General features: G+C 66.1%; 14 protein-coding genes and 3 pseudogenes. 8 read left to right on the top strand and 9 right to left on the bottom strand.

Annotated features, from left to right (window positions below):
• Positions 1-88: 88 nt before the first annotated feature.
• Together WAO18_RS00950 and WAO18_RS00945 are read right to left on the bottom strand one after the other, a co-directional pair.
• Positions 89-1,402 (bottom strand): annotated as a pseudogene (locus WAO18_RS00950) (adenylate/guanylate cyclase domain-containing protein).
• 54 nt (positions 1,403-1,456) lie between these two features.
• The gene (locus tag WAO18_RS00945; RefSeq protein WP_422203104.1) at positions 1,457-1,888 is read right to left on the bottom strand and encodes an SRPBCC family protein; all 432 of its coding nucleotides are present in this window, start codon (positions 1,886-1,888) and stop codon (positions 1,457-1,459) included.
• Between the two features lie 85 nt (positions 1,889-1,973).
• Here WAO18_RS00945 and WAO18_RS00940 point away from each other — a divergent pair.
• A pseudogene (locus WAO18_RS00940) lies at positions 1,974-2,357 on the top strand (hypothetical protein); the annotation flags it as partial.
• On the opposite strand, the gene WAO18_RS00935 reads toward WAO18_RS00940, so the two are convergent.
• Positions 2,354-2,818, bottom strand: coding sequence for a LytR C-terminal domain-containing protein (locus WAO18_RS00935; protein WP_422203102.1), 465 nt, complete (start codon positions 2,816-2,818; stop codon positions 2,354-2,356). The pseudogene WAO18_RS00940 and the gene WAO18_RS00935 overlap by 4 nt on opposite strands.
• Before the next feature lie 63 nt (positions 2,819-2,881).
• Positions 2,882-3,190 carry a DUF3263 domain-containing protein gene (locus WAO18_RS00930; protein ID WP_422203100.1) on the bottom strand — a complete coding sequence of 103 codons (309 nt, stop codon included), beginning with the start codon at positions 3,188-3,190 and terminating at the stop codon, positions 2,882-2,884.
• A 181-nt stretch (positions 3,191-3,371) separates the two neighbouring features.
• On the opposite strand from WAO18_RS00930, the gene WAO18_RS00925 reads away from it, so the two are divergent.
• From WAO18_RS00925 to WAO18_RS00905, 5 genes and pseudogenes are all read left to right on the top strand, one after another.
• Positions 3,372-3,965 carry a peptide deformylase gene (locus tag WAO18_RS00925; RefSeq protein ID WP_422203098.1) on the top strand — a complete coding sequence of 198 codons (594 nt, stop codon included), beginning with the start codon at positions 3,372-3,374 and terminating at the stop codon, positions 3,963-3,965.
• Positions 3,965-4,846, top strand: coding sequence for an N-acetylglutamate synthase, CG3035 family (locus WAO18_RS00920; RefSeq protein ID WP_422203097.1), 882 nt, complete (start codon positions 3,965-3,967; stop codon positions 4,844-4,846). The genes WAO18_RS00925 and WAO18_RS00920 overlap by 1 nt, the downstream gene beginning before the upstream one ends.
• A 25-nt stretch (positions 4,847-4,871) precedes the next feature.
• Positions 4,872-5,678: an exodeoxyribonuclease III gene (locus WAO18_RS00915; protein ID WP_422203108.1), complete on the top strand. Its 807-nt coding sequence runs from the start codon at positions 4,872-4,874 to the stop codon at positions 5,676-5,678.
• 193 nt (positions 5,679-5,871) lie between these two features.
• Positions 5,872-6,306 carry a hypothetical protein gene (locus tag WAO18_RS00910; protein ID WP_422203095.1) on the top strand — a complete coding sequence of 145 codons (435 nt, stop codon included), beginning with the start codon at positions 5,872-5,874 and terminating at the stop codon, positions 6,304-6,306.
• A gap of 159 nt (positions 6,307-6,465) precedes the next feature.
• Positions 6,466-10,620: pseudogene (locus WAO18_RS00905) on the top strand (HAD-IC family P-type ATPase); the annotation flags it as partial.
• Here the strand turns inward: WAO18_RS00905 and WAO18_RS00900 are convergent.
• A complete protein-coding gene (locus WAO18_RS00900) occupies positions 10,589-10,867 on the bottom strand; it encodes an Rv1535 domain-containing protein (protein WP_422203106.1) in 279 nt (92 codons plus the stop codon). The pseudogene WAO18_RS00905 and the gene WAO18_RS00900 overlap by 32 nt on opposite strands.
• 63 nt (positions 10,868-10,930) lie before the next feature.
• Here WAO18_RS00900 and WAO18_RS00895 point away from each other — a divergent pair, with 63 nt between their 5' ends.
• A complete protein-coding gene (locus tag WAO18_RS00895) occupies positions 10,931-11,209 on the top strand; it encodes a hypothetical protein (RefSeq protein WP_422203093.1) in 279 nt (92 codons plus the stop codon).
• 11 nt (positions 11,210-11,220) lie between these two features.
• Here WAO18_RS00895 and WAO18_RS00890 read toward each other — a convergent pair whose 3' ends face one another.
• The 4 genes from WAO18_RS00890 to WAO18_RS00875 all read right to left on the bottom strand — a co-directional run bounded on the left by WAO18_RS00890 (position 11,221) and on the right by WAO18_RS00875 (position 16,646).
• Positions 11,221-11,553, bottom strand: coding sequence for an STAS domain-containing protein (locus tag WAO18_RS00890; RefSeq protein ID WP_422203092.1), 333 nt, complete (start codon positions 11,551-11,553; stop codon positions 11,221-11,223).
• Positions 11,550-15,470, bottom strand: coding sequence for a SpoIIE family protein phosphatase (locus WAO18_RS00885; RefSeq protein ID WP_422203090.1), 3,921 nt, complete (start codon positions 15,468-15,470; stop codon positions 11,550-11,552). Before WAO18_RS00885 ends, WAO18_RS00890 begins: the two co-directional genes overlap by 4 nt.
• A complete protein-coding gene (locus WAO18_RS00880; RefSeq protein WP_422203089.1) occupies positions 15,467-15,838 on the bottom strand; it encodes an STAS domain-containing protein in 372 nt (123 codons plus the stop codon). The genes WAO18_RS00885 and WAO18_RS00880 overlap by 4 nt, the downstream gene beginning before the upstream one ends.
• A gap of 103 nt (positions 15,839-15,941) precedes the next feature.
• Positions 15,942-16,646, bottom strand: a complete 705-nt coding sequence (locus WAO18_RS00875; RefSeq protein WP_422203087.1) for a PAS and ANTAR domain-containing protein — start codon at positions 16,644-16,646, stop codon at positions 15,942-15,944.
• A gap of 229 nt (positions 16,647-16,875) precedes the next feature.
• On the opposite strand from WAO18_RS00875, the gene WAO18_RS00870 reads away from it, so the two are divergent.
• A partial coding sequence (locus WAO18_RS00870; protein ID WP_422203085.1) for a phosphomethylpyrimidine synthase ThiC occupies positions 16,876-17,267 on the top strand: 392 nt, incomplete at its 3' end.

Below are 17,267 nucleotides of genomic sequence, written 5' to 3'. Positions count from 1 at the left end.
CGCCGAGTCGATAAGCTACCTCGGACCAGCCCCACCCTGCACCGACAGCGACGACGAACCACCGCCATTCTGACAGCAGGCCAAGGGTTTACGCAGAGGCGACGGCGAACAGACGCCACTCACCGGGCACGCCCTTGAGCGTGTGAGTGCCGCAGTCCTCGAATTCCAACCCTGACCCGATCACCAAATCGCGCAGCGTGCTTGACACGAGCAAGTCGTTCGGCCCTGCCAGTGCGCTCACGCGCGCGCCGATGTGCACACCGATCCCACCGATGTCGTCGCCCCGGACCTCGCACTCGCCGGTGTGCAGCCCGGCGCGCACCTGAATGCCGAGCGATTGCACCGCGTCGCGAATTGCCATGGCGCAGCGAATCGCTCGCTGCGGGCCGTCGAACATCGCGAGGAAGCCGTCACCGGATGTGTTCACCTCGCGGCCTCGAAAGCGAGACAGTTGCGCACGGACGACGGCATCGTGCGCATCAAGCAGCGCATGCTAGTCCCGGTCACCCATCTCGGCCGCGCGGCGCGTCGAGTTCACAATGTCGGTAAACAACACGGTGGCAAGCACCCGATCGTCGGCCACTTCAGCCTGCTCGCCGGTGAGGAACTCAGCGACCGCCTGGAACGACTCGCGCCACGGTTCAACAAAGTGGTACAGGTTCCGCCCCGGCAACTCAACGTATTTCGCGCCCGGTATGCGATCGGCGACTTCCTTGCCCATCGCTGGCGGAACGAACGGGTCGTCAGTGTGATGCACGACAAGCGTGGGCACGCGGACTGTCGGAAGGATTGCGAGCGCATTCACCTCAGTGATGAGCGGCAACATGAGTTCAACGGTCCGCGGGCTTGCCGCGATACGTTCCATTCGAGCCCAGCCACCCCGGATTTCGTCATTCCACGGCATGTCCGGATTGATCAGATGTTGCACGTCGCCGGTTCCCCAGGTTACCGCGACCCCGGCGATCACTTTCTCTTGAATCAAATCCGTGCGGATTGCCCCATCGACAGCACCGTCGAGCACGACAAGCGCCGTAGTGCGGGACGGGTGCGTTGCTGCGAATAGCGCCGCTGCTGCGAGCGCGCCCGGGCACGTGATTAAAGCCGCTTCGCGGCTGCCGAGAACGTCGAGCACAGCGGTGATGCTGTCGGCCCATTGCTCCAAGGTCGGCATCGCGCCCGCCGTGACCGGATCGGACACTCCGGTGCCCGGCTGGTCAAAGAAGATCAGTCGACCAAGCGACGTCATTGCCTCGACCCACCCCTGAAGGGACGGCAGCTCCGGCAGAACCTCGCAGCAGGTGAACCAGTTCGGGACGAACACAATGTCCCGGGCACCTTCAGGAGACGCGCGATAAGCCACGGCCAAGTCCCCGTTCAGCGCATAGCGCGTTTCCGAGAACATTGCGGAAGTGTAAGCCGAGGAGCAGGTCGAGCGTACTTAGCGCAGTCATTGCCATCAACTCTCGAGCGCTTTCGCGCAGCCAGAGAGGATCGCGCGAAAGGCAAGGGAGCGCATCAGTGGAGCAGTAAGTATCTCGAGTACCTTGCCGCCGCCGCGAGCTGGAATTGTGTAGCTGCTCACCCAGTCGACATGCGTTCCGCCGCCCGACGGAGTACAGGTAAGCGTCCCGTTTTGATGCGCGGGTGGGAACCCCCCGACAACGCGATACGTGCAACTACGGGGTGCGTCGTAGGCCGTGATCTGCTCGTGCACCCAGAAGCCAAACCCTCTCAGTTCCCGCGTCGCCCCGACGCCGGGACACGACGCGTTCACCCAAGCGGCTTTGCGGAACCACGGAGAGACAGTCAGGTTGGCTGGGTCCAGTAGCCAGGCAAAGAACCGTTCTGGCGATGCTGCGATCGTCCGCTGCTCATGAATCTGCGTCATGAGATCTCCCCCCGTAGTGCAGTCGTTGCTGCAGTGCAGTCGTTGCTGCGCCGAACATGCTAGGCGCGCCGCCAGCTTCGCAACGCGAGAATTCACAGGCGCATGGGGTCGCGATCAGCCCGGCACGGCTGGCCACCTTCGCAATCTAAAGGGTTCTTTAGCCAATCGGCGCCATCACCTCGTGAAAACGTTCTTGGGGTGGGGTGATCAGCAGTTGCCTGACGGCACAGTGATTCTCACCTCACCCGCGGGAAAGACCTATGTCACCAACCCGGGCAGCGCGCTGCTCTTCCCCAGCCTCTGCGCGCCTACTGGCGATGTGCCCGCAGCGGAAACCAACCGGCCGCCTGACCATTGTGGTGAACGGATCGCGATGCTGCCTAGCCGGCTACGCACCCGTCGCCAAGACCGCGCCCACCGCATCGGCGCCGAGCGACGCCGAAACCACCTCGACCCGCCGCCCTTCTAACCCGTAGCCGCCACGATCACGCCGGGCGGCTGGTCGGCGAGTTCCTTGGTCCGCGGAGCAACAGCCGCTTTGAGCAGCTGACCCACGGCATCAGCGGTTTCGTGCTCGCCGGGCGCGTCGGTGAAGTACACCGTGGTCTTCGCGATATCGGGCAGCGTCAGGTTGTCGACCTTGGTGACGTTGAAACCACCTTGCGTGAGCTGGTCGGCAGTCCGCTTCGCGACACCCGTTGCATTGGAGACATTGAAGACGAGCACATCGGCCTTTGGTGCAGGCTTCGCCGAGGTCTTCGACGCCGCCGCGCTGGTGGTGACGCTCGACACTGCCGAATCGTCGTCGGTGTTACTGCCCGAACCCATGGCCTGAAACCCGACCAGCAAAAAGATGACACCGAGGAACAGCAGCACCATCACCATGGCCCGCAGGGGAAGGCCGGTCGAATCGGGAACGCGCTCATTCATTGACGTCACTGTATCGAGACGTGCGCCAAAACCCACATCGACGCCCTGCGAGCAGGCAAAAAATTAGGTGAGCTCGAAGCCCAGCCGCCGGGCCGCCCGTGCTTTCTGCCGGCTGGCCCGCAGCCGGCGAAGTCGTTTCACCAGCATTGGGTCGGCAGCTAATGCCTCGGGCCGATCGACCAACGCATTGAGCACCCGGTAGTAGTTCGGGGCCGACATTCCAAACAACTCTTTGATGGCTTCTTCTTTAGCGCCGGCGTATTTCCACCATTGCCGCTCGAAAGCCAAAATGTCGTGTTCGCGGCGAGTTAACCCATCGGCGAGTTCAGAGTCGTCCCCCGATCGATTAGCCCGCGCCATAGCGCTGTCCATATCGCTTCCTCGACCCTTTCGGCGAAATCTCGAATGCCCGCTGCTCCGGCGATTATTCAACCACGTCGACAACTGTTGACCTGGCAGCCAGACCCGCGAGTCGGCTGACTAGGTGAGGTTGCCTGTCCGACGCCCACTCCGCAACCGGAGCTAGGTGTCGGCGGGCTTAAGCTTGCCGACCATGGCAGTCGTACCCATTCGCATCGTGGGAGATCCCGTCCTGCACACTCCAACCGCGGCGGTGCCGGTCGCCGCGGACGGGTCGCTGCCGGACGACCTGGCCGATCTGATCACGAATCTCTACGACACCATGGACGCCGCCTTCGGCGTCGGTCTGGCCGCCAACCAGATCGGCGTGGGCCTTCGGGTGTTCGTCTACGACTGCGCCGACGAGCGCGGGCAGACGACGCGCCGCCGCGGTGTGGTCGTCAACCCAGTGCTGGAGACCTCCGAAATACCCGAGACCATGCCGGACCCCGAAGATGACGACGAGGGTTGCCTTTCAGTGCCCGGCGAGTCGTTCCCGACCGGTCGGGCGCAGTGGGCCAAGGTCACCGGGATCGACGCCGACAGTAATGCGGTAACCCTCGAGGGCTCAGGGTTGTTCGCACGCATGCTCCAGCATGAGACCGGACACCTGGATGGCTTCCTGTACCTGGACCGCTTGATCGGACGTCACGCGCGCTCGGCCAAGCGCGCGGTCAAATCGCACGGCTGGGGCGTTCCCGGATTGTCGTGGACCCCGGGCGAAGGGCCGGATCCGTTCGGACACTGATGGTTTCGTGGCCTGATCTCGGAACCAGGGTAGCGGTGCGTTACCGCCGCCCTGACGGCTCGGTGCCACCGCTGACTGATGTCATCGGCCATCTACTCGCCATTGCCCCGCTCGTCCGCGTCCGGACGAAAACCGGTGCGACGGTGGAGTTCTCCCCCGCCGATGTGGTCGCGGTTAAGCCGCTGAGCGACGCCCCGGTGCGGGTATCGGAGATTCGCGCGCTCGAGCACGCCGCCGCGCTGGCCTGGCCGGGTGTGGAGCAGCACTGGCTGGGGGGCTGGCTGCTGCGCGCTGGACACGGCGTTACGTATGCCGCGAATTCCGCGGTGCCCATTGGTAATTCTGCAGATCTGGCAGCGATACCGGCGATCGCCGACTGGTACCGATCGCGCGACTTGACCCCGCGGCTGGCGATCGCCGATCGCCTGCTGCGGTTTACCGGTGCCGACGAGGGCGCCAACCGGATGCTGGTGCGCGACGTGCACACCGCCGAGCCCGATCGCTCGGTCCAACTGTTCGCCGGCCCCACCGGGGACTGGTTTCGGCTCAGCCGGTGTGAGATTCCCGTCGACGTGTTGACCGCGGTCGTCGAGGGCGAGCTGACCTTCGGCACGTACACGGACGTTGCGGCCGCGCGCGCCGCGGTCACCGACGCTCCGGACGGCACCCGCTGGGTCGGGCTGTCGGTGGTCGGGCCGGCAGATCCGCACCCCCATGCGAGCCACCCGCTGTGCGCGGCACTGCTGGCCTGGGGCGCATCGCTGGGTGCCAGCCGCGGCTACATCCGGGTTCACGACCACGATCCGGTCGCCGCCGGGCTGGCCCGGTCGCTGGGTTTCGTCCTGCACCACCGGGCGCGCTACGTCACGCCAACCACGTAGGGTCGTGGCCATGCCCGACGGCATGTTGCGGTTAGCCACCTGGAACGTGAACTCGATTCGCAGCCGGCTGGACCGTGTGCTCGATTGGCTGAAGCGCGCCGAGGTCGATGTGCTCGCCATGCAGGAAACCAAGTGTTCCGACCAGCAGTTCCCGGCGATGCCGTTCCTGGAGCTGGGCTACGACACGGCCCACTGCGGTTTCAATCAGTGGAACGGCGTGGCTATCGCCTCGCGAGTGGGTCTGGACAACGTCGAAGTGGGCTTTGACGGCCAGCCCACCTGGAGCAGCAAGCCGGATGTGGCCGCGGCCGCCGAAGCGCGTGCACTGGCCGCCACCTGTGCGGGCGTGCGGGTGTGGAGTCTCTACGTGCCCAACGGCCGCGCCCTGGACGACCCGCACTACACGTACAAACTCGATTGGCTTGCCGCACTGCGTGATACGGCAGCCGGTTGGCTGCGCGACGACCCGTCGGCGCAGATCGCTCTGGTCGGCGACTGGAATATCGCTCCGACCGACGCTGACATCTGGAGTGTCGAGTTCTTCGAGGGCGCAACCCACGTCTCAGAACCGGAGCGCAAAGCGTTCGACGCGATCGTCGACGCCCAATTCTCAGATGTGGTAAGGTCTTTCACGCCGGGCCCGGGTGTCTACACTTATTGGGACTACACCCAGTTGCGGTTCCCGAAGAAGCAGGGGATGCGCATCGACTTCATCCTCGCCTCCCCCGCGCTGGCCGGCCGAGTCGCCCACGCACAGATCGTGCGTGAGGAGCGGAAAGGCAAGGCACCCAGCGATCACGCCCCGGTCGTGGTGGATTTGCGCCGAGATTGATGCATGTAAAAACTGCGCTGCGGGTATTCATTTTCTGTTCATTTCCCAATGAAGGTCATAGGATTGCCCGATGCTGCGCAACAACGTGACGGTTCGATGAACCCTGCGAGTATGCGCGTATACGACCGCCGCCAATGTGGCCTGCAGCGGGTATTCGATTCACGGCCTCAGAACCGACCATCAGGGAGTCATCATGGGTGTCGTTGACGGCGCCGTACACAACGTAAGTCGAACGGTCAGCCGTGCCGCCTCAGTAACCACCGCCGCCGCCGGCGCAATCGGTGGTGCCGCAGTCAACGGCGTCGTCGGCGCCGTGACCGGCGCGGCGGCCGGTGTGCAAAAGGGTATCGACAAGGGCAGCCACTCGACGCCGGCAGCCGCATTGACGTTGGGAGCTCTTGGCGTTGCCGGGCTCGTCGAGTGGCCGCTGCTGCTGGCCGTCGGCGGCGGTGCGCTGTTGTTGCGGCGGCTGAGCAACTCGCACAACGACAGCTCGCACGTCGCATCGGTCACACCGGTGAAGGCGGCTACTGCCAAGTCGACCAGTTCGGCCCGGCCGCGCAAGACGCCGGCCAAGCGGGCTGCGGCGCGGCAGTCCGGCGGAACACAATCACGCACCCGCCGCTGATTTCTGCGAGTAGGTAGCGTCGGCTTGGTGCGAGCATCCTTCCCGCTGCGTGCGGTAACGCTGGGTCTGCAGGCGACGTCTGCGCTCGTTGGCGCCAGCGTGCAAACCGCGGCCAGCGCTGCTGGATCCATAGGCACAGTTGCCTCGACCGGTTTGACGATGGCTGCCATCCCGGTTCGCGAGGGCGTCAAGGCGCTCTCCGAAGGGCTGCCCGCGCCCACGCTGACCCGGCATAGTTGGCGGGGTAAGGGACGCGCGTGGATCGAGGTCCGCGGGCTCGACGGTCCTGACGGCGCCGAGCTCGGGCGCTTTGTGATCGACGCCGTTCGCGCGCGCTCCGGCGTCAAATCAGTCGGCGTGAACCGGCCACTGTCGCGGATCGTCGTGACCCTCACCAGCGACCAGATCTCGCTGCGTGACTTGTGCCGAGATGTCGACGACGCCGAAAAGCGTTGGCGTGCAACCGGAAACGTCGAACAACGGCGCCGCGATACCCGGCCCAAGCCGTTGCCGGGCGACGGTCTATTGCTGGCCACCAACGCGTTGGGGGTGGGCGCCACCGCCGTCGGCGTGAGCGCCGCGGTCGCGGGCCGGTTGCTGCGCTGGCCGCGCCTATTCGACGGCGTCGAAGCGGTGGTGGTGGCCGTCGATTACCAACCGCGGCTGCGTCGCCTGCTCGAGGATCGCATTGGCCACTCGGCGACCGACGCGGTCCTGTCGGTGGCGATGGTGACCGCACACGTCCTCGAATTGTCGCCGACCTCACTGGCCGTCGATCTCGCGATGGAGATCTTGAAAGCCGCCGAGTATCAGGCTGAAGCGCAAGCCTGGCTCCGGCACGAACCGGCTTTGGCCCGTCACGCCGATCATCCCGAGATCTACCCGCCGTCGCGCCCGGTGCCGCTACCGGAAGGTCCGGTCGAACGACACGCACGCCGCAGTGCATTGGTACAGGTGATCGGGACTGCGGCAGTCGGAGCTTTCACCCGCAATCTCGAGATGGCATCGACCGCGACCTTGGTCACCACCCCGAAAGCCATCCGCACCACGCGAGAATCCTTCGCCGCCGCACTCGGACAAGGATTGGCAGACCAGCACGCGGTGCTGCCGCTGCAGCCGGAAAAGCTCCGCTGGCTGGACCGCGTCGACGCGCTGCTGATCGACCCCCGGGTGTTGTGCACCGACGCCTTGCGGGTGGTGCGGGTGCGCGGAGCCGACGAGGACGAGCTTTCCCCTGCCTGGAACCGTGCCCAGATGCTGTTGGAGAAAAAAGGCCTGACGGTGGGCTGGTATCCGGTTCCAGGCTTGTCCAGCAACGGATCCGCGGCAGGCGTCGAAGCGCTGATCGGCCCGACACACGATCCGCTGGCCTCGGCCGTACTGGCCGAGGCGCGTCGGGCGGGCCTGGATCTGATCTCCATCGACGTCGACGATCTGGGCGAGCTGCGGCCAGCCTTTGACGAGCTGCGGTCGCTGCAGCGGGCGTCGATCGACAATGCGCTCGCCGCGGCGCTGACCGATCTGCAACAGTCCGGTCATACCGTCGCTGTCGTGTCTTCGGCTGGTGCACAAGCACTTTCGTCAGCGGATGTCGGACTGGGCGTGATGCCCAACTCTGACTCCGAGCCGCCACCCTGGACTGCCGATCTGATACTGGGCGAACTCGGCGGGGTGTGGCGGTTGCTGCACGCCATCCCGGCGGCCAAATCAGCGAGCCGGCGCGGAATCGAAATCGCAACGGGTGCAACGGCGTTAGGCGCTCTGTTGATGGTTCCCGGCGTGCGCGGACGCGGGCCGGGCCCGGTGACGACGGGCGCAGCCGCCGGCCTGCTGTCGGGTTATCTGATGGCCCGCCGGGTGTTGCGCGAACCGACCCCGCTGCCGGCGCCGATGCACGAGTGGCACGCCATGTCGATCAACCAAGTCCGCAAGATGTTGCCACCGCCGGATGACGAACAGACGGTGGAGCCGCGGCACGGTCTGGCCACCCGGGCCATGGAGACGGCCCAACGCGGCGCCGAGCTGACCGGCCGCCCCCGGCAAGCGGTCTGGCAGTTCCTCAAGGCGGTGCGTGCCGAGTTGTCCGACCCGCTGACCCCCGTGCTGGCGCTCGGCTCGGCGGCCAGTGCGGTGCTGGGCTCGCCGGTCGACGCGGTCCTGGTTGGGTCGGTCCTCACCGGAAACTCGATGCTGGCGGCCAGCCAGCGGCTACGCGCCGAAAGCCGGTTGAACGAGCTACTGGCCCAACAGATTCCACCGGCCCGGAAAGTGACGATCGGTCCCGACGGTTCGCCGGTATACACCGACGTGAAGGCCGCGCAGCTGCGGCCCGGGGATGTGATCGAGGTGCGCACCCACGAGGTGGTGCCCGCCGACGCCCGGCTGATCGAGGAAGAGGACCTCGAGGTCGACGAATCCACGCTCACCGGCGAATCGCTGCCGGTGGAGAAGCAAGTCGAGCCCACGCCAGGCGCCGAGCTGGCCGACCGCCGCTGCATGCTCTACGGCGGAACCACCATCGTGGCAGGCACCGCGGTGGCGGTGGTGACCGCCGTCGGCGCGGACACCCAGGCGCGCCGCGCCGCCGAGCTGGTTTCCAGCGAGCTTCCGCAGATCGGGCTCGAACATCAGCTCAGCCAACTCACCAACCGGGCTTTCCCCGTCAGTGCGGGCGGCGGCCTATTGGTCAGTGGACTCGGCTTGTTGCGCCGCAGGGGTTTACGTCAGGCCGTTGCCAGCGGAATCGCGATCACTGTGGCGGCGGTGCCGGAAGGAATGCCGCTGGTGGCGACCCTCGCGCAGGCGGCGTCGGCGCGCCGCCTGACGAACTACGGCGCGCTGGTGCGGGTTCCGCGATCGGTGGAGGCGTTAGGCCGCATCGAGGTGGTGTGCTTCGACAAGACGGGGACGCTGTCCGAAAACCGCCTGCGGGTCTCGCAAGTGCATCCCGCGGAAAGCTATTCACGCGACGACGTCTTGCGCTGCGCGGCCCGGGCGGCACCGGACGCCAACGGCGGACCGCAGCTGCACGCAACCGATCGCGCGATCATCGAGGCGGCGCAATCGGTCGACGGCTCCAGTCCGACCGACGAAGCCGAGGCGCACTTGCCGTTTCGGTCAGGCAGGTCGTTCTCGGCGTCGGTGTTCGGTGACGAGCTGACCGTCAAGGGAGCACCCGAAGTCGTGCTGGCTGCCTGCAACGCCGTCGGGCCGGATACCGAGAACACCGTGCGGCAGCTGGCGGCCGAAGGACTACGGGTGATCGCGGTCGCGCGGCGCCGGCTGACCGCACAACAGGCCCAGCTGGTCGCCGAGGACGAAGACGCAATTGCCGATCTCGCCGGTGGCGAGCTCTCGCTGGCGGGCTTCCTCGGGCTTTCCGACACCCCGCGGGCCGAGGCACCCGCCCTGCTGGCCGCGCTCACTGAGCGAGAGATCGGTGTCCGGCTGATCACCGGCGACCACCCGATCACCGCCACCGCGATCGCGAGGGAACTCGGGATGTCGGTGGCGGCGGACCAAGTCATCAGCGGAGCCGAGTGGGATGCCCTGTCACGCAAGGATCAGGAGCGGGTGGTGACGGAGCGGGTGATCTTCGCCCGGATGTCGCCGGAGAACAAGGTGCAGGTCGTTCAGACGCTGGAACGCGTCGGCAAGGTGTGCGCGATGGTCGGCGACGGCGCCAACGACGCCGCCGCGATCCGCGCGGCCACAGTCGGGATCGGCGTCGTCGCGCGGGGCAGCGATTCGTCCAGCGTCGCGGCCGACGTGGTGCTGATCGACGCGCGCATCGAGTCGCTGCTGACCGCGATCGACGAAGGCCGGGAGCTGTGGCGGCGGGTTCAGGCGGCGGTGTCAGTACTGCTCGGCGGCAACGCCGGCGAGGTCGCGTTCGCGGTCATCGGCAGCGCGATCACCGGCGATTCACCGCTCAACACCCGTCAGCTGCTGCTGGTGAACATCTTCACCGACGCGCTACCCGCCGCGGCCCTGGCTGTCAGCAAGCCGAGCGGACCGGTGCAGCTCGAAGGCCGTGGCCCCGACCAGCAGGCGCTGTGGCAAGCCGTGGCCATCCGCGGCGCGACAACGGCGGCGGCCGCGACGGCGGCGTGGGCGATGGCCGGAGTCACCGGACGACCGCAACGGGCGTCCACGGTGGCGCTGGTCGCCCTGGTGTCGGCGCAGCTGGGTCAGACGCTGCTCGACTCCCGCACCCCACTGGTCGTGTTGACCGCGGGCGGGTCGCTGGCCGTAATGGGGACCCTGATCAGCATCCCCGGCGTCAGCCAGTTGCTCGGCTGTACCCCGCTGGGCCCGTTGGGCTGGGCGCAGGCGCTGGGCTCAGCCGGGGTTGCGACCGCCGCGGTGGCCGTCGCGACCCGTGCGTTCGCCGATAAGCGTCCCTCGGAGCTGGAGGGCGCCGATCCGGCTCCGACCGAGTCGCCACGACCTCCACGGCGCCGAGACGCCACAGAACGGCGTACAACTGGGTCAAAGGAACGGTCAGAAGGCCAGCCACAGCTCCGCCTAGTGGGTCGGCGAGAGCATCGGTCGTCGACATAACTACGACGGTGACCGCATCACCAGTCACAACGGCAACGTTTAAGTTACTGAAAGGCAAACGATGGCCGAAAAGAACGCACGCCGCGACATTTCCCAGGCAGATGCCGTCGCTCACATTCGGGAAGGTGAGACTTTCGCGGTCAACCTGCCGATTCTCGGGCAGGTGGAGATCCCACGACCCGAGCAACTTGCCTACTACGGCGGTTTAGCGGCTTTAGCTGCATTCGAGCTCATCGACTGGCCGGTGGCGCTGGTCATCGCGGCGGGTCACCTGCTGGCCGCCAATCACCACAACAGGGTCCTCGAGGAGCTCGGCGAGGCCATCGAGGAAGCCGAGTAGAGCTCCGAGGCTCAGCTCACGTCCTCTTGCACAGCCCGGCGCGCCGAATCGGCGTCGTGGTGGATCGGCATGCACATCAACTCGGCCACTCGGTACATGAAGCTGTGCGGCGCCAGAACAATGACGATTTCGTCATCCGCGAGCAGTCGATCCAGGGCCGAGAAGCCGGCGCTGTCCAAATACTTGACGCTGCTCAGCTGCAGGATGAGCGGCCGCTCACCCGAGATTTCGCGCACCGATCGGGTGAATTCGTGGACGTTCGACGCGTCGACTTCCCCGGTCACTGTCACCTCGGCGGGCATTGACGCGTCGGCGACCGCCAGCTCAAATTCCGCGCGGCTCACGTTTTCACCCCTTCCACCAGACCCGATTCGGGGAGAACAGTCCGCTCGAAACTCAGCGTGATTCGGGTACCGCTCCGCGTTCTCGACGTCTTCACGTCATCGGCCAGGCCGTTGATCATGGTGAGCCCGCGGCCGCGCTGCAGGCTGCGCTGGCTGGCCGAGGAGTCGCCCGACCATTGGCCGGCATCGCTGATCGTCGCGGTCACGGTGTGGCCGCGTACGAAAGCTTCGATGGAGACCGTCTTGGTGGGGTCACCGCCGCTGCCGTGCTCGATCGCATTGGTCACCGCCTCGCCGATGGCCAACAACATGTCCGATTCGCGCTGCGGATCCACGTCGACACCGGAGAGCCAGTCGCGCAATCGATGTCGCGCCTCGGCGATGTGGTCCAGCGAGGCGGGCAGCACCCGGACGAAGCTGCGCGCCGAGCTGTGGCACGGACGCAGGGCCAACACCACGACGTCGTCGGTGTAACCGCCGGGCGGTGCCATTCGTTCGAGCAGCTCGTCGCACAAGTCCCCGACGGCAAGATCGGCGCGGTATGCGGCAGCACCCAGGAGTCGGGCGAATCCGTGATCAAGCGTCTCGCCTGGCCGCTCGATCAGTCCGTCGGTGTACAGCAGGATGAGACTGCCCGGCGGCAACTCATGGACGGCGGTGTTCTGCTTGAGCGGGGTTTCCCAGGCCGCCACCGGTGGTCGTCGACCGGACGACAAGTACACCGGCGGTTCGTCCGGTGTGACCAGTAGCGGATAGGGATGTCCCGCACAGGAATAGCTGACACGGGCGATGCCGTCTCCGGTCTCGGGGTCCAGGCCGTCGTCGATCACCGCGTAGCTGACCGTCGCGCAGCGTGCACCCGGCACCGTCGCCGCATACCGGTCCAACGTGCTCAGCACCGCGCCCGGGTCGGCGTCGGTCAGCGCGCTGGCCGCCACCGCCGCGCGCAACCTGCTCATCGCGATCGCGGCGGGCAGGCCGTGTCCGACAACGTCGCCGACGGAGATCGCAACCTTGCCCCGATGCTCCAGGGGCGCCACCAGATACCAGTCACCGCCGACGCGCATCGCCTCACCGCCCGGTTGGTAGACGGCAGCGACAACCGCCACGGTTGACCCGCGGTCGAGATCGAGTAGATGGTCTTGGAAGTCCACGGCGATCCGATGTTCACGCTGAACATTGCGGATACGGTCGGCGGTCGACTGGGTGATCTTGGCAACCTGTGCGGCCCAATCGAGTTCAGCGGGAGTGAATTCGCGCGGTGTGGACCACAGCATCCCGAGCGAACCGATGACCTTGCCGTCCATGCCGCGCAGCGGCTGGCTGATGCAGGCGCGCACCGACTCGACCGTTTCGCCCACAACATGCTGATAGCGCTGGCCGAGACTGAGCGTGTCCGTGATGATCATCGGCTGACCGGTTCTGACGACGTCGACTGGCACGATCGGCGTGTCCATCGATGCGATGTGGTAGCGGTCGCGGATCTCCGGCGGCACCGCGGAGCTGTAATCGAAACGGAGAGTTTCGGACTCGGCGTCGAGCAGCCCCAGACAGATGATCGGCGGATCATCGGAGGCCCACTCGGCACCCTGCAGCGCCTCGACAACCGCGGTGCTGGACTCCGCGGCCTGCAACGCCGCGTCGAGCTGCGCGAAAGCCAGCGCCTCCCGCGCCCGCGCGTCGCTGGATCGACGACTGGCGCGCTCGCGCGCCGCAGCCGACAACCGCGCCGCAACCCGGTCGATTAAATCCTGTGAGCTGAACGGCTTTGGCAGGTAGTCGTCGGCTCCTCCGGAGAAACCCTCGCTGACGGCTTCCGCGCCCGCCCGCGCGGACAGCATCACAACCGGGATGGCCGCCAGCGCCGGATCGGCGCGGATGGCCTCGACGAACTCGAAGCCATCCATCCGGGGCATCATCACATCGGTCACGACCGCGTCCGGACAAAGCTTGCGGGCGGCTTCGATGCCCTGTTGTCCGTCGGCGACAACCACCGTTCGCCAATGCGCCGAAAGCACTCGCTCCAAATGCGCTCGCATGTCAGCGTTGTCGTCGGCGATCAGTACCAACTCGCGCGGGTCGGACGCCGACGCTGCGTCCGGCGTTGACGCCGGCCGCGATGTCACCCACTCGCCCGCCTCGACGACGTACGGGCTCTCCAGAAGTCCGGCGGGTGAATGGTCGACGGGCTTGCCGTCCATCGACCGGGGCAACCCGATGGTGACCGTAGTGCCGCGCCCGAGTTCACTGGCGAATTCAATTGTGCCGTGCTGCAACTCGACAAGACCGCTCACCAACGACAAGCCGATTCCGGTGCCTTCGACACTGCGCCCGTGGGCGCTATCCGCACGAAAGAACCGTTCGCCCAATCGCTTCAGGTCCGCTTCGGCGATGCCCACACCCGTATCGCGAATCATCATGCGGCACAACGTCGAATCGCTGTGGACAGTGACCGTGATCGAGCCGGTCAACGTGTACTTCACCGCGTTCGACAGCAGGTTCAGTACCACGGTTTCCCACATGCCCGGGTCGACATCGGCCAGCGCAGAGTGACAGTCGACCACCAGTTCGAGCCCGGCCCGCTGGCACAGTTCGGAGAACGACGACGCGATGTCCGACGTCAGAGCGCCGACGTCGGTGCACACCAACGCAGCAGTGGCGCGACCGGCTTCGATGCGGGAGAAGTCCAGCAGCGAATCAACAAGCCGTTGCAGGCGTCCCGCGTTACGTCGGGCGGTACCAAGCTGGTCCGTCAGCACGGTGTTCGGGCCGCTTTCCGATAACGCATCGTCGAGCGGCCCGAGTAACAGCGTGAGCGGAGTGCGGAATTCGTGGCTGACGTTGGTCAGGAACGCCGTCTTCGCGTGGTCGAGTTCGGCGAGCGCGTCCGCCCGCTGGCGCTGCTGCTCGTAGGAGAGCGCAGAAGCCATCGCCGAGGACAACTGGTCGGCAAGCAACTGGCAAAAGCCGACGTATTGGTCATTCAACGGGCACAGCGGGTTCATTCCGACCAGCAGCGCCCCCGCAACCGGTCCCTCGCCCAACGGCAGGAGCAGCGCATGGTCGGGACAGTCGTCGGCCAGGACATCGTGGATGCCGTCGATCCTCGCCGCGACGTCCTCGATGACCTGCATCTCCGATCGTGTCCGCGGCACCGCTTCAGATCTGGTCAACTTCGCCAGCGTCGGCGGCAACAACGGCATTACCGACGGCGTCGCGCAGCGCAGCGTCACGTCGGGGGTCGCCGGATCACCGATGTAGGCGGCGACGAAGGGCACATCGGCGGGTTGCTCAGCACACACCGCGACGGCGGCATTGGCCGCATCGTCAATCGTGTTGGTATCCATCACCGCTGAGGCCACCGCGTTGAGCAAGTGCAGCCGGCGCTCGCTGAGCACCCGTTCGGTGGTTTCGAACGACGGGCAGAAGATTCCATAGGTCTTCCCGTCGTCGCCGATCAGCGGGCTGTAGGTGAAGGTGAAGTATCGCTCGCGACGGCGGCCCGCGGTCACCATCGGCAGCATCAAGTCATAGGACCAGGTTGCTTCGCCGGTCGCGACAACACTGGCAAGCATCGGGCTGATCGGCTCCCAGATATCCCACCACGCGTACTGGCCGCGTTGGCCCAACGCTTCCGGATGCCGGTCGCCCAGGATCGAGATGTAGGCATCGTTGTAGATCAGAAACAATTCCTCGGTGTCCAACCACAGCACGATCGGAAATCGCGATGTCAACACCATCGCGACCGCCGCGCGCACCTCGACCGGCCACGACTGCGGCGAGCCCAGTGGGTGTGCGGTCCAATCGAATTCGGCGAACTGCCGGCCCATTTGACCACCGAGCGCCACGGCCGCGGCGAGGTCGGGTGGCAACACCTTGGGATCGCGTGGCCAGCCGCGGCGGTGCTCCCCGCTCACGACCCCTGCTCGGACTCGCGGCCCTCCAGCGCATCCGGCAACGTGGGGTAAAGGTCAAGCAGGCTGTCCAGATTCGTCACCTCGATCGGACGAACCACCAGCCCGTTATCGGCGACCAGCCGGACCGAAGTCCCGGCCCGCATACCTTGCTTGTGACAATCCAGTACGGCGTTCAGTCCGGCACTGCCGAAGTAGGTCACGCCCTGCAAGTCGATGATCAGTAGTCGAGACGCTTGGCTTTCGGCGTTCTGCAGCGCGGACTGCAGCTGTGACCTGAGCTCGTTGGCGGTGCTGGAATCGATCTCCCCCGTTGCATGCACCAACACAGCTTCGGGCCGAACCTCGGATTCGACCACCAACAGTTCCATCGCGTTCACCCGCTTCGACGCAGCCAATTCGTCGTCCAGGGACCACGGGTATTGGCCCCAGACCGTTGGACGGCAATGTGGTCGAGCCTATCTGCCGGCGCGCTTACGTGTTGGATTCGCCCGGAATACGCTGATGCACTGTTAACAGCAGATGATCGAAGGCGGCTTGGTTCTCCGCCGACGGTGGTGACAGCGTGGCGCTTTCGATGATGATCTGCTTCGCCAGCGAACGCAGTTTGGAGTTGGTCTCCTGCGATCGCCACCGCAGGACTCCGAAGGCCTGTTCTGGGCCGACCCGGTAGACGGCCATCAGGATGCCCTTGGCCTGTTCGATCACGGCCCGAGCCTCGAACAGGTCGGGCAGTGCCTCGTCGAGGGCCACCTGGCGAGTCTCGACGAATGTCGCGGTCAGATCGACGTAGTAACCGGAGGTGCCGACGACGGCGCCGGTGTCGTCGTACATCCGATCGGCCAACACCATCGCGTCGTGCACCCGGCCCGTGGTGTCGACAAAACGGTGCCGGCTGGAAATCGAGCCTTTGGACAGCAGCGCCCGGTCAAGCTGGTCTTGGACGTGACGGCGATCGTCCGGATGCTTGTGTGACATCAACAGTTCGGTCGTCGGCTCGACGGCCCCGGGCTCGTAACCGTGCATCCGGGCCACCTCGTCGGACCATTCCCAGCGTTCGCCGACGAACCAGAAGCGGAAAGCGCCCACTCCGACGTCGTCACCGACGGCCTCCGGCCAACGGGCGGGCAGGGGGCCGGTGCCAATCTGGGTATCAGCGGCCTCACGCACGTTGATCATCTTTACACCGATGGCGCAGCTTGCCCATCGATTCGGTCAGTCCTCAGTTGGTGTAGGCGCGACGTAACGCGTCCGCGAATTTCCACGACCCTGCACATGGTGGTCAGGCTGCGCTAGCGTGGGTAGCGCACGAGAACGCGGGAGCGCACGCCCGGTGCGCTGAGAGGACGGCTCGGGGCCGTCGACCGTATGAACCTGACCGGGTAATGCCGACGTAGGGAGATGACGAATGACCGATTTAGCAGTGGAACCAACCGTGACCACCGGCCCGATCGCGGGCAGTAGCAAGGTCTACCGAAACCTCGAGGTGTCCCCCGACGGGCCCCTCGTCAAGGTGCCGTTCCGTCGGGTCAATCTGTCCAACGGCGAACACCTCGATCTCTATGACACCTCGGGCCCGTATACCGACGCGGACGCGGTGATCGACGTGACGACCGGACTGCCGCCGCGTCCGGGCGTGGTTCGCGACCGCGGCACCCAGCTGCAGCGGGCCCGCGCCGGGGAGATCACCGCCGAGATGGCCTTCATCGCCGCACGCGAGCAGATGCCGGCCGAACTGGTTCGCGACGAGGTCGCCCGCGGCCGCGCGGTGATCCCGGCCAACCACAACCATCCCGAGAG

It is taken from the genome of Mycobacterium sp., assembly GCF_049278535.1.
Lineage (GTDB): Bacteria > Actinomycetota > Actinomycetes > Mycobacteriales > Mycobacteriaceae > Mycobacterium.
This window is presented reverse-complemented; position numbering and strand designations above follow the sequence as displayed.